Annotated in this window: 11 protein-coding genes; all 11 read right to left on the bottom strand. The window is 52.1% G+C overall.

From position 1 onward, the window contains the following. Positions 1–2 precede the first annotated feature (2 nt). Positions 3–230: a hypothetical protein gene (locus tag BLS69_RS21940; protein WP_091036229.1), complete on the bottom strand. Its 228-nt coding sequence runs from the start codon at positions 228–230 to the stop codon at positions 3–5. Next, on the bottom strand, positions 230–1,675 hold the full coding sequence (gene hydA, locus BLS69_RS21935) for a dihydropyrimidinase (protein WP_091036227.1): 1,446 nt from the start codon (positions 1,673–1,675) through the stop codon (positions 230–232). Before hydA ends, BLS69_RS21940 begins: the two co-directional genes overlap by 1 nt. Then, a complete protein-coding gene (gene preA, locus BLS69_RS21930; RefSeq protein ID WP_091036224.1) occupies positions 1,672–2,967 on the bottom strand; it encodes an NAD-dependent dihydropyrimidine dehydrogenase subunit PreA in 1,296 nt (431 codons plus the stop codon). The genes hydA and preA overlap by 4 nt, the downstream gene beginning before the upstream one ends. 646 nt (positions 2,968–3,613) lie before the next feature. Beyond that, on the bottom strand, positions 3,614–4,981 hold the full coding sequence (locus BLS69_RS21925; RefSeq protein WP_091036221.1) for an NAD(P)-dependent oxidoreductase: 1,368 nt from the start codon (positions 4,979–4,981) through the stop codon (positions 3,614–3,616). A gap of 50 nt (positions 4,982–5,031) precedes the next feature. After that, complete coding sequence (locus BLS69_RS21920) at positions 5,032–5,913, bottom strand: nitrilase-related carbon-nitrogen hydrolase (protein WP_091036219.1); 882 nt, start codon at positions 5,911–5,913, stop codon at positions 5,032–5,034. A 4-nt stretch (positions 5,914–5,917) separates the two neighbouring features. Next, positions 5,918–7,207: a M20 family metallo-hydrolase gene (locus BLS69_RS21915; RefSeq protein ID WP_091036216.1), complete on the bottom strand. Its 1,290-nt coding sequence runs from the start codon at positions 7,205–7,207 to the stop codon at positions 5,918–5,920. A gap of 32 nt (positions 7,208–7,239) precedes the next feature. Beyond that, positions 7,240–8,613 (bottom strand): aspartate aminotransferase family protein, encoded by a 1,374-nt coding sequence (locus BLS69_RS21910; protein ID WP_091036213.1) that lies wholly within the window; start codon positions 8,611–8,613, stop codon positions 7,240–7,242. 19 nt (positions 8,614–8,632) lie between these two features. Continuing rightward, positions 8,633–9,697, bottom strand: coding sequence for an ABC transporter substrate-binding protein (locus BLS69_RS21905; RefSeq protein WP_091036210.1), 1,065 nt, complete (start codon positions 9,695–9,697; stop codon positions 8,633–8,635). 83 nt (positions 9,698–9,780) lie between these two features. Continuing rightward, positions 9,781–10,719 carry an ABC transporter permease gene (locus tag BLS69_RS21900; RefSeq protein WP_091036207.1) on the bottom strand — a complete coding sequence of 313 codons (939 nt, stop codon included), beginning with the start codon at positions 10,717–10,719 and terminating at the stop codon, positions 9,781–9,783. Then, on the bottom strand, positions 10,716–11,528 hold the full coding sequence (locus BLS69_RS21895; protein ID WP_091036204.1) for an ABC transporter permease: 813 nt from the start codon (positions 11,526–11,528) through the stop codon (positions 10,716–10,718). The genes BLS69_RS21900 and BLS69_RS21895 overlap by 4 nt, the downstream gene beginning before the upstream one ends. After that, a complete protein-coding gene (locus BLS69_RS21890) occupies positions 11,509–12,333 on the bottom strand; it encodes an ABC transporter ATP-binding protein (protein ID WP_091036202.1) in 825 nt (274 codons plus the stop codon). The genes BLS69_RS21895 and BLS69_RS21890 overlap by 20 nt, the downstream gene beginning before the upstream one ends. Between the last annotated feature and the right edge of the window lie 350 nt (positions 12,334–12,683).

The raw sequence follows: 12,683 nt of genomic DNA, 5'->3' as shown, positions 1-12,683 counted from the left end.
GTCTACGCTCCCCGTTGTTCCTGAAGCTGGCGAATCAGGATGTGACTGAACCACTTCCGTCCAGACGCCGTGCCCACGTATTGCTCTTGTTTCTCTTCGGGAAGATCCGGGTGCCCCCATATGACGTGAGCACCCTCCAGATGTTCCCGTACCGCATAGATCCGATAACCCTGTGCAACCATTCGCTCTATGGCGATCCTCTCGGCCTCAAACACATCATAATCCGACATCAGCTTCTCCCTCCATTCACTGCCGTCACAGGCTGTTTCATCGGTATAGGTGCGCCTGCATCATACTTGTTGCGCTTCACATATTGGCCTGCCCCTGCTGTTCCGGCATACTGCCGATCTCGAATGACATACTCCCCGCGGCACAACACCGTCACCGGACAACCCTGTACCTGCATACCTTCAAATGCACTGTAATCCACATTCATATGATGCGTATCTGCCGAGATCACCCTGTTTACAGATGGGTCAAAAATAACGATATCCGCATCTGTCCCTACAGCCAGAGTCCCTTTCTGCGGGAATAATCCAAATAACTTGCTCGCTCTTGTCGAACATAGATCGACCCACTGATTGAGCGTAATCCGCCCCATGGCTACACCTTCTGAATACAGAATGCTGAGGCGATCTTCGATGACGGGCCCACCGTTCGGAATTTTACTGAAATCATCCTTACCCAGATCCTTCTGCCCTTTGAAATTAAACGAACAATGATCGGAGCCGATCGTCTGCAACTGACCGCTTTTCAATGCATTCCACAACACTTCCTGATGTGCTGCTTCCCGTAGCGGTGGGGACCAAACATACTTTGCACCTTCAAAGTCCGGCTGATCCATGATCGACTGATCCAACGTCAAATACTGAGGACAGGTCTCCCCCCAGATTCGGTAACCCATTTCACGCATACGCGCGATTTGCTCTACAGCCTCCGCACAGGTCACATGCACCACATACAACTGTGAATCCGCAAGTGCAGCCAAACGGGCCGCCCGGCCTGTCGCTTCTCCCTCCAGCATGGATGGGCGCGTTAAGGCATGATGAATTGGTTCCGTGCGCCCTTCGGCGAGCGCCTGTCGAACCAGCAGGTCAATGACATCCCCGTTCTCGGCATGCACCATGACGAGTGCGCCGTACTCTTTTGCCTTTTGCAACGTCTGGAAGAGAATCCCGTCATCGGCTTGAAACTGATTTTTATACGCCATGAACACCTTAAAGGATGACACACCCTCTTCTTCAATGATCTGCGGTAACTCTTCCAGCACCTGATCGTTCATCTCCCCAATCATGAGATGGAAACCGTAGTCAATGGCGGCCTTACCCTCGGCTTTGGCATGCCACTCCTGGAGGGATTCGATTAACGGGCGGCCTTTTTGTGTCAGGCAGAAATCAATGATCGTCGTTGTACCACCAAAGGCTGCCGCTGTTGTTCCCGTCGCAAAATCATCCGCCGTTACCGTTCCACCAAATGGCATATCCAGATGCGTATGCGGGTCGATCCCGCCCGGAATGACGTAACAGCCCGTTGCATCCACAATTTCCGTTCGTTCGTCTGGCACCAGTCCGATGCCAATCTGTGTGATTTTACCCTTTTCGATCAAAATATCTGCTTCAAAGGTATCTGACGCTGTGACCAACACACCATTACGAATCAATTTGCGGGTACTCATGATATCGCCTCCTTGGTTGATTGATCTCTAACCGATTGCAGCATGGCAATCGCAGACTGACGTTCATTCCAGGTTACAGGTTCCTGCTCAGGTACAAGTTCAACCATGTCAATCGCCCCATCCACCGGGCAAACGATCGAACACAGATTACAGCCAACACAGTCCTCTTCCACCACTTCCAGATAGGAGCCGGACGGGTCGGTCAACATATCAATACACTGATGCGAGGTGTCCTCACAAGCAATATGGCATTTGTTGCAATTGATGCAGATATCACGGTTGATGCGGGCGACGACTTTGTAGTTCAGATCGAGATTGCCCCAATCGGAGTAACGCGGAACCGTCTGACCTACCAGTTCTGCAACGCTGCTCAGACCCTTTTCATCCAAATAATCGTTCAGCCCATCAATCATGTCCTCCACAATGCGGAATCCATGATGCATCGCTGCGGTACATACCTGAACCCCTGTAGCACCCATGAGCAGAAACTCTGCCGTATCACGCCAGTCGGATATGCCACCAATACCCGAGATCGGCACACCCACCTCCGGATTACGGGCGCACTCGGCAACCATGTTCAGTGCAATGGGCTTCACCGCTGGGCCACAATAACCGCCATGTGCTCCTTTGCCGCCCACATGGGGCACGGTATTCCACGAATCCAGATCCACACCTGCGAGAGAGTTAATGGTATTGATCAGGGAGATCGCATCCGCGCCACCTCGTACTGCTGCCCGGGCGGTTGCCGTAATATCCGTGATATTCGGCGTAAGCTTCACGATCACCGGTGTGGTCGCCACTTCCTTCACCCACATCGTCTGGAGTTCGACCAGGTCAGGTTGCTGACCCGAGGCAGCTCCCATACCACGTTCGGCCATGCCATGCGGGCAGCCAAAGTTCAGCTCCAGACCGTCGACGCCGACGGCTTCCACCTTTTTCACAATCTCATGCCACTTCTCCCGCGTAGGCTCCACCATCAGTGAAGCGACAACCGCGCGATCCGGAAATCGCTTCTTGGTCTCGGCAATCTCCCGCAGATTCACTTCCAGCGGACGATCGGATATCAATTCAATATTGTTAAACCCCGCCACCCGCTGCCCACCAAAATGGACCGCCGCGAAACGGGAGGATGTATTGATAATTGGCTCACCCAGCGTCTTCCACACCGCGCCACCCCAACCCGCCTCGAACGCACGCTGAACTTGATACCCCGTATTAGTCGGTGGTGCAGAAGCCAGCCAGAATGGATTGGGTGATCGAATACCTGCCAGATTAATAGATAAGTCAGCCATAACGATCCCTCCTTGGTGTTGTTTGAACTTACTAGTTACACTGAACACTCCGATGACAGAACAACCTTCCGATCGCTGTTATTCCCAGATTTTTTTTGATTCCTTTTCTAAAGGGAAAATCCGGGAATAAAGGCGAGCTTATGCTTCCGATGCAGCTTTCCTTCAGAAAGCTTTTAACTCCGTTTCTTCAGGTTCTTTCTGTCCTCTCCGTTTCGTGTAAATGTTTAGTTCAATGTATATCGTTGTATTGGATATTTGGTCGTGCTCAGGATCTCTGCGTAGTAATAGGTTCTAGATAGCACGCAACTAAATACTAACGAACTATACAGCTCTTATTCGGCCCATATGCGGTGAATTCAAAATCTAACGAATCGTAGAAGTCTTATTGTGCTGTATTCGCTCATTTCGGCTTCATTTCAACGGTTCTTCATCAACATAAGACGTGTGAGATTCGTTAGATTTTCCAATTCTTCATAATTGCCACTATAAGGTTCGTAAGGTTCGTTAGCGCGTCAGGGACACCGCACCAGACCTCTCGCTCAGATCTACACCTTCAACACTCTAGCAGTCCCTTGCGCCCTCCCACCCGCGCATCTCCTTCCACGCTTTCCGTGCACTCTCCACTTTTCTTTGTCTCCCTCACTGCTCACGCCGTCTCTTCCACCTGTCCAGGCAATGCCTTCATGACTGCCGCAGCAGCCAGCTTACCCTGCTGTGCAGCCGAGACAACCATCGCCTCACCCTGGCCCTGACCAAAAATAACGTCTCCTGCCGCATAGATCTGAGGATGCGAGGTACGGTACGTATGCGGATCGATCTCAACGACACCCCAGTGGTGACTCAGCCCAAACGCTTCAATTAATGGTAATAAACGATGCTGCCCAATCGCCCGGATGACCGTATCACATTCAATCATGAACTCCGATCCCTCCACAGGCACAGGCAACGCGCGCCCACCACCAGGCGGGGTAATCAGCTCCATTTTCACGCATTCCACAGCCTGAACCCGACCGTTCTCGTCTCCAATAATACGCTGCGGCATCGTAAACCAGCGGAACTCCACACCCTCCTGCTTGGCAAAAGTATATTCAAACGCATACGCCGTCATCTGGCTTTCCCCGCGTCGATATAACATCTGCACCCGCTCGGCACCAAGACGTACCGAACAGGTCGCTGCATCTACCGCCGTATTGCCCGCGCCAATAACGACAACCTTCAGACCATTCAGCGCGGGCGGAACACCCTGCTTGGTAGACTCCACCAGTTCAATCGCATCATACACACCTTCCAGGGTTTCCCCTTCAATGCCTATCATAGGTACTGAACCCATGCCACAGGCCAGAATGACCGCTTCATGCTGCTCCAGCAACTGCGAAGCAGGGATATCTACACCGATGCGCACCCCATAACGGATCTGCACACCAAGTGCCTCCACCTGCTCCACTTCCCATAGTGCAACCGATTCGGGCAAACGGAAGGATACGATGCCGTACGTATTCAGCCCGCCGCCTTTGGATTTTGCCTCGTAGATCGTCACCTCATACCCTTCGCGCCCCAGTTCACGTGCAGCCGACAGTCCCGCAGGACCTGCTCCCACAACGGCGACGCTTCTCCCATTGGCAGGCGCTGCCTGAAATAACGGCTCATTATTCGCCCGCGCCCAGTCGGTGGCGTAACGCTGCAAGTCACCGATCCGAATCGGCTTCGACGATTCGTTCAGCACACATGCGCCTTCACACAGTTCCTCTGTGGGACATACCCGTGCGCAGCTGGCTCCAACCGGATTAGCATCCATGATGGTGCGGGCCGATCCTTTCAGGTGCCCTGTTGATATTTTGCTAATAAAAGAAGGGATGTTGATGTCGGTTGGACAGGCCTTGATACAAGGTGCATCGTAACAGTACAGACAGCGGTTTGACTCCTCCATCGCTTCCTTACCTGTCATAGCGGGTTTCATCTCGGCAAACCGACTCTCCCACCCATAATCGGATAACGTTGTTCCTGAGCTGTTCATCAATGTCATGCACCTCCTGAAGTTTGATCTGGGCTAGTTTCCAGCTACGTTTACAAACTAACCAGATGTTCGTACGTTTCCGGCCTGCGATCGCGGTAGAACTGCCACACATTACGCACCTCACGAATCATCTCCGTATCCATCTCGCCAATGACGACCTCATCCTGATCCCTGCTGCCGATCGCTACCATCCTGCCTCGCGGGTCGACCAGGTACGACTGTCCATAAAATTCACCCATATTCCATGGCGCTTCCACGCCGACCCGGTTAATAGCTGCAACATAATAGCCGTTAGCTACCGCGTGAGCAGGCTGTTCCAGTTTCCACAGATATTCCGATGTACCCGCAACCGTAGCGGACGGATTGAACACAATCTCTGCCCCTGCCAGCCCGAGCAATCGTGCGCCTTCCGGAAAATGACGATCATAACAGATGTACACGCCGACTCTGGCGTAGGCCGTATCAAATACCGGAAACCCGAGGTTGCCTGGTTTGAAATAATACTTTTCCCAGAACCCATTTGTACCCTCACCTGCTTCCACATGCGGGATATGATGTTTGCGGTATTTGCCCAGATACGTACCATCTGCATCAATGACGGCTGCCGTATTGTAATACGAAGCAATGCCCTCCACCTCGTACACCGGCAAAATAATCACCACTGCAAGCTCCTTCGCCAGCTCCTGAAAAAGCTTGGTCGTAGGTCCTTCTGGCACCGGTTCAGCGGATGCATACCATCTGGGATTCTGCTCTGTGCAAAAGTACGGGCCATAGAATACTTCCTGCAATCCAATGATCTTGGCCCCTCGCGCAGCAGCTTCACGGACCAGCGTTATGTGCTTCTGAACCGCAGCTTCTTTGTGTACCTCAACGGGAGCCGAACCTTCAATCTCATGAGAAGCCTGGATTAATCCGATGCTAATTTTGCCCATAACGTCACAACGCCTCCTCAGGTAAAATGGTTGGTTCACTCTCTCCACTGCACATCCTCCGAATGGTGCGATATAACACTTCCGTGCCGAGTCCAATATCCTCCGGGGAGGAATATTCGCTGGGATGATGACTGATGCCGTCCTTGCTGCGGACAAAAATCATGCCATAATCACATACAAGCGAAAGGGCCAATGCATCATGGAACGGACCACTCATCAGTTCTGGCAAAGTAACCCCGATCTCTTCCGCGGATGAACGAATCACCGACTTGATTGACTCTGCACAATACCGCGGCTCACTGTTCGTATCCTCTGTCAGCGAGTAGGTTAGACCATATCGGGAACTCACGTCATCCAAAATGTTCATCAATCGGGCTTCAAGCCGGTTCCTGCGCTCCATCTGCATATCTCGTAAATCAACCGTGAAACTGACTTCCTCCGGGATGATATTCCGCGAATCTGGAAACACCCTCAGACTACCCACCGTACCTACGGTTGGAGCTTCCGGGTCTTCTCTCACCATGTCGTCAAAAGCCGCAATGACTTTGGCGCTGCCTACCAAAGCATCATGTCGCATTGCCATTGGAACGGAGCCAGCATGACCCGCCATACCTTTCATCGTCACCGTAAGCCATAGCGGGCCCGAGATGCCCGTCACCAGACCCACAGGAGCATTGAGTGCTTCCAGTACAGGCCCCTGCTCAATGTGCAGCTCCAGATAACTGCCGATGGAACCTGGCGGATAGATCGCTTCTTCAAAATCCGAAGGAGAACAGCCGAAGGCTTCCAGTGCCTCCCGGCGGGTCACTCCGTTTTTATCCTGCCGATCCAGTTCGCCTTCTTCCAACTGACCGGTTATGCCACGTGAGCCGAACAGGCCTTTGTTAAAACGGGAACCCTCTTCATCGCAAAAAGCAATCACCTCAATCGGCATACGGGGCTGAATGCCATTTTCGATCAAGCATTGCACCGCTTCGAGTGCGCCGAGCACACCAATCGCTCCATCATATCGACCGCCATATGGCTGAGAGTCGATATGGGAACCAATCATGAGGATCGGCAGCGCCTGATCCGCGCCTTCCAGACGACCAATCAGATTGCCGAAGGCATCAAGTCGTGTCGTCAGACCGGCCTTTTCCATCCAGAGACGAACCTGAATGATGCCGTCCATATCTTCCGGGGTCAGGGCAAGTCGGCAGACACCCGTCTCCGCGATTCGGCCAATGCGTGATAACTGCTCAATTCGCTCATTCAGCCGAAGCTCATTAATGAGTGTGCCTGTTGTGGTCTGCATCCTCCCTCGCCTCCTTTCGCTTATTTGTTGTGTTAACCTGCGTCCAGACTACGTAGTGCAACGAGCAAGCTACCCGCGATCAGATCCAGCTCTTCCTCGGTGGTTACAAACGGTGGGGAGATCGTCAAAATGTTCGCAAACCCCGGCACGGTATCACCGTTCTTGCCAATCAGAATGCCATCCCTTTTACAACTGGCGAGCACCTTCATTACTTTATCCGCTTCCGCAGGAGAACCATCTGCTTCAATCAATTCCACCCCACAGGCGAATCCAAATGAACGGATATCCCCCACAATGGACAGCTCTAGCAAAGGTTCCAGCTTCTCACGAAGCAGATAACCCAGTTCCTCCGCGCGGCGGACCAAATTCTCTCGTTCCAGAATCTCCAGATTCGTCAGTGCCACCCGGCAGGAAACGGGATTCCCGCCAAAGGTATTCACATGGCGAAAATGGGCATCCGGTCCGGGTTCCCGGAACGTGTCATACAGATCGGCTCGCACGGCCGTTGCTGAGAGCGGTGAATACGCACTGGTCATGCCTTTTGCCATCGTCACAATATCAGGCTGTACGCCATAGTTCTGATGACCAAACTTCTGCCCCGAGCGGCCAAAACCACAGATTACCTCATCTACAATGAGCAGCACTCCATAGCGCTGACAGATCTCTTGCACGGTGCGCATATAATCCGGCGGGGGCACAATCATGCCGCCTCCTGTGATCACCGGCTCCATAATTACTGCGGCAACCGTCTCAGGACCTTCCCAACGAATCACCTCTTCATAGATGGTTGCACATTCGAGTCCGCATCCATCTTTGTTCCGTCCAAACGGACAGCGATAACAATACGGTGGCGGAACATGAGAGAAACCTACGCCGAGTGGCTCGTACTTGATCTTGCGAGCGGCTTGCCCGGTCGCGCCCAGCGCGCCCATGGAGTTGCCGTGATAGGCACGGTGACGGGAGATGAATTTGTGCCGAGTAGGCTCACCATTCTGATGGTGATACTGACGGGCTATTTTGAAAGCCACCTCATTTGCATCTGAACCCGAGTTGGAGAAGAATATTCGATATTCCCCCTCCAGCCAGTCATTCAACTTCTCCGCCAGCAAAATCGCCGGTTCGTGACTCTGCGTCATCGGTACGTAAGCGAGTGCTTTCATCTGTTCGTAGGCACTTCTCGCAATCTCCTCCCGCCCATGCCCCACATTCACACACCACAGTCCAGACATCGCATCCAGATAACGTGTACCATCCTGATCAGTAATCCAGCTGCCCTCCCCACTTACCGCAATCATTGGATGATCGTTATGAGGCGAGATGTGATGCCACACGTATTTGCGATCCTTCTCCAGCCATTCTTCCTTCGTACCGCCAAGCGGCTGCGGCTGCTGATCTAAAGAACTCATTCGTCATCCTCCTCCACGCTTATTTCACCGCTTCTTCATAGATGCTTTTCTCCAGCGCTTCATCCAGATTTGCGGCTTTTTTGATCAGGCCATAGTTCAGTGCAATATCCGCAGTTCGGGTAAATGACTCATCCACAAAACTGCCGACTTGCTGCTCCGTAAATCCTTCCGGGCGAATCAGCTTTGCAATCTCTTCGAGCATTGTGACCTGATGTTCACGAGTGGTGCTGCCCTCCGTCACATTACTCATCACGATATCCACCGTCTCATCCTGATTGTCGATGGCGTAATTCCAGCCTTTCAGAATGGCACGAGTCACTTTAACCGCAAGCTCACGGTTGCTGTCTACCCATTCCTTCTTGGCAATCAGCGTATCCTCCAGCATGCCAACACCGGCATCTTCAATGTTGAATACATCCAGATCGGATTCTTTTGTTCCACTTTCCAGCACCACGTGATATTCGTTGTAGATCGTTGCCGTCGCCACATCTACCTGATCATTGAAAAACTGATCCATCGTGAACCCCTGCTTCACCAGTTCAATGTCTTTCTTTGGATCCAGGCCATTCTTCTCCATGAACGCGAGCACCTGAAACTGCTGACTGCCGAACCAGGTACTGACCTTTTTTCCTTTCATCTGAGCGGGATCGGTAATACCTAGAGACTTCTTGGCAATCAAGCGATAACTGCTCTTCTGTGAGATCTGGGCGAGCGAGACGAGCGGCAGACCGTTATCCCGGCTGACCAACAGACTGTCTACTCCCGTGATCCCCACATCGGCCGCGCCATTGACCACCTGCTGCTCAATCACGATATCCGGCCCACCTGGAATAATCTCGGCATCAATGCCTTCATCTGCAAAAAAACCTTTTTCCTTCGCTGCGTAAATCCCGGCAAATTGGGCCTGCGGCACCCATTTCAGTTGGATTTTCACTTTGGTTAAAGGTTGATCTGCTTCGCCCGTTCCTCCTGAACTCGCAGCAACAGGCTCAGTAGCCGGCTCGGACTTCGTAGAACATGCGCCCAGCATCGTAACAACCAACAGGACCAATACCAGCAAACCCGGCTTCAACGTTTTGTACATGTACAGAACAACCCCCTGTTTATATACGATTTTTCAATCAGGTATTACGATCTATGAATCTATGGTTGTTACCCTGATGTACGTTAGTGATCTGTGCGTGCACGATTCCACGGAATGAGTCGTTTTTCTGCCAGGACAACCGCTTCATACAACACAATACCGAGCGCGGCGGCGATGACAATGCAGGACCAGGCCAAGGGCATGTTCGCCAGTCGAATCTGATCCGAGAGCAAGTATCCGAGCCCTTGTGAGGCTATGAAAAATTCACCCACAATGGCCCCGATAATACTGGTCGACATGTTGATCTTCAGTCCTGCAAAGAGGGAAGGCAGCGCGTAAGGCAGTCTTAGCTTCCAAAAAAACTGCATCCTGCTTGCAGCAAGGCCACTCAGCAGATCACTGTACTGCGGCTGAATGGAAGTCAGTCCTTTGAATAGGCTAACGGCCATGGCGGCCATCGTAATCACCGTGACAACAGCAATACGCGACCAGATCCCGTCTCCAAACCAATTGTTCATAATTGGGGCAAGAGCCACGATCGGAACAGCGTTCAGTGCAGACAGAACCGTAACCGCCGCCCTGCCGCTTGTTGGGAAGAACGATGCACCTGCCGCTGCCAGAGCGCCGAGCAGTGAGCCGAGCAAGAAACCTCCCAGCATTTCGGCTCCGCTGTACACCGCATAACGAAAGAGCATATTGGCATTTTCCTGTATCGATGCCGCAATCGCGGAAGGCACAGGCAGTTGGTAGCTTTCCAGCGAGAATATCCAATGAAACAGCCTGAGCTGCCAGAGAGCGAGAAACATCACACCTGCCCCCCAAGGAAGCATGCTCAGTACAATTGAGCGCCCGCGAACGCTGGTTCCCGATCTGGCCTTTTCGGCTTGTCCCTGTTGTCCATGAATTTCCGATCCAGGGGCAGATGTCACCTGTGAACCCGTGAGGGGCGTAGCTGCTCCAGTTACAGCAGCAATTGCCACACCTTCATCACGCTTCCGTTGCAAAACTCTACCTTCACTCATGTGGCATCACCTCCTTTGGCCCTGAACTCAGGCTGCCAGGGGGTTAGCCAACGTTCAGCCAGACTGATGACCAGATACGAGATCAGGCCAATGCCAATGCTAAGCATGATGGTGGCCCAGAACATGCCAACTTGGGCATGGCCGTAATATAACGAACTGACCATCAGGACGCCGAGTCCGTCGGGAGCGCCCATCAATTCCACAACGATGGAGGAAGTCACCGCGAGCGGAGCAGCTATTTTCATACCAGAAAATAGTCCCGGTAGTGCTGAGGGCAGCAGACATTTGATATATCGTGCGGTCAGTGAAGCTCCACAGGAACGCATAAGTTCCAGATGCTCTGGTGCTGCACTTTTCAATCCTTTTAACGTATGGATAATGATCGGGAAGAAGGTGACATACGCCGCCATAACAATTCGGGCCCACTCCGCGTTGTGGATGATGCCGTACACGATTGGTGCGAGACCAATAACCGGAACCATCTGTGAGGAGACAACATATGGCGATAACGTGCGCTCCAGCCAGATAGCCCCACTCATGAGTAGAGCCAGACCCAGACCAAGCAGCGTTCCCCCTGCAAAACCAATGGCTGCATTGCCAAAGGTGACAGCCCCCTGCTCTGCCAGCGTACCCGAGTAACGAAACAAGGCTACAAGGACATCATGCAGATAAGGAAGGCGAGACGCCGCCTGCTGGGGTGACAGGAACAGTTGGAGCATCCAGGCGATTCCTTCCCACAGCATCAATACGGATACAATCCAGATGACGATCCAAGATCGATATCCTGGTTTAAAGAACCTCAGGGACATGAGATTCATCACGCTCCTCGTAGAAGCAATTGCGAATGGTTGTGATCATGTGGTAGAAAGCTTCCGTTTCTCTCAGTTCACTATGGCGGTCAGAAGGCAGATTAACAGAATGAATGGAGTGCACTTGCCCCGGATGCGCCGAGAGTACGATGATCCGGTCGGACAGAAATACGGCTTCGGGGATGCTGTGTGTGACAAAGAGGAAGGTCTTGCCTGTTGAGCGCTTGATCTCAAGCAGCTCCAATTGAAGTTTTTCTTTGGTGAATTCGTCCAGGGCGGAAAAGGGTTCATCCATGAGCAACAATGGCGGATCAAGCGCAAGGGCTCGTGCAATGGATACACGTTGCTGCATCCCTCCACTGAGTTGCCATGGATAATGGTCGGCGAAGCGAGTTAGTCCTACCATTTCAAGCAGTTCACTACTAATGCGGCGGCACTCCTTACGGCGGGTACCCAGCAGTTCCAAGGGCAATTCCACATTGTGACGCACGGTGCGCCAATCGAACAAGGCTGGTGTCTGGAAGACAATGCCGAACTGTCGCTGTAGCCGGGCCCGCTCAGGCTCCTGACCTGCAATGCGAACGGTGCCTAAGGTGGGCTGAAGTAGATCACCCACCAGCCGGAGCAAAGTCGACTTGCCGCAGCCGGAAGGGCCAAGCAGCGAGACAAACTCATTGGACTGGATCTGGAATGTAACATCCGACAAAGCAGTGACCTGTTGTGTACCTGTACCAAAAACAACGGACACATGATCTACATCAATATGGCAGGCTTCGGGGACTGTAGCTGAGGATATGGAGGACATGGGCATTCTCCTTTGTGGAAGTTATTTTCATTACACACCAAGGCTGAATGGGAGGTTTATATACACGAACGTAACAGGTTTTGCTTGTTAGATAATACTATATCGCTTTGGGCGGGGATTACATTATACAGTGTGTTTTGAGTATGGGCCTGTTCATGTTACACAATGTAAAATGAGATGGATTCTCAGATACATCCATGTGAGTTTTCTTCGTAGATAGCTAACATTCAATTCACCTAACAACAAGCGCACAATCATTTGTATTTATTGATTAAATATTCGGAAAATATGACATATCCCCTCGTATTCTTGTTCGTTTTCTTGTATAAAGATTGAATAGATAGGTTGGT

The sequence above is a fragment of the Paenibacillus sp. CF095 genome (assembly GCF_900101225.1).
Lineage (GTDB): Bacteria > Bacillota > Bacilli > Paenibacillales > Paenibacillaceae > Paenibacillus.
Note: the sequence above shows the minus strand (reverse complement) of the source record. Positions and strands in the feature narration are given on the sequence as shown.

Coding starts and splice junctions, on each gene's coding strand:
- BLS69_RS21940 (WP_091036229.1), bottom strand. CDS start 230: ATGTCGGATTATGATGTGTTTGAGGCCGAGAGGATCGCCATAGAGCGA.
- hydA (WP_091036227.1), bottom strand. CDS start 1,675: ATGAGTACCCGCAAATTGATTCGTAATGGTGTGTTGGTCACAGCGTCA.
- preA (WP_091036224.1), bottom strand. CDS start 2,967: ATGGCTGACTTATCTATTAATCTGGCAGGTATTCGATCACCCAATCCA.
- BLS69_RS21925 (WP_091036221.1), bottom strand. CDS start 4,981: ATGAACAGCTCAGGAACAACGTTATCCGATTATGGGTGGGAGAGTCGG.
- BLS69_RS21920 (WP_091036219.1), bottom strand. CDS start 5,913: ATGGGCAAAATTAGCATCGGATTAATCCAGGCTTCTCATGAGATTGAA.
- BLS69_RS21915 (WP_091036216.1), bottom strand. CDS start 7,207: ATGCAGACCACAACAGGCACACTCATTAATGAGCTTCGGCTGAATGAG.
- BLS69_RS21910 (WP_091036213.1), bottom strand. CDS start 8,613: ATGAGTTCTTTAGATCAGCAGCCGCAGCCGCTTGGCGGTACGAAGGAA.
- BLS69_RS21905 (WP_091036210.1), bottom strand. CDS start 9,697: ATGTACAAAACGTTGAAGCCGGGTTTGCTGGTATTGGTCCTGTTGGTT.
- BLS69_RS21900 (WP_091036207.1), bottom strand. CDS start 10,719: ATGAGTGAAGGTAGAGTTTTGCAACGGAAGCGTGATGAAGGTGTGGCA.
- BLS69_RS21895 (WP_091036204.1), bottom strand. CDS start 11,528: ATGTCCCTGAGGTTCTTTAAACCAGGATATCGATCTTGGATCGTCATC.
- BLS69_RS21890 (WP_091036202.1), bottom strand. CDS start 12,333: ATGTCCTCCATATCCTCAGCTACAGTCCCCGAAGCCTGCCATATTGAT.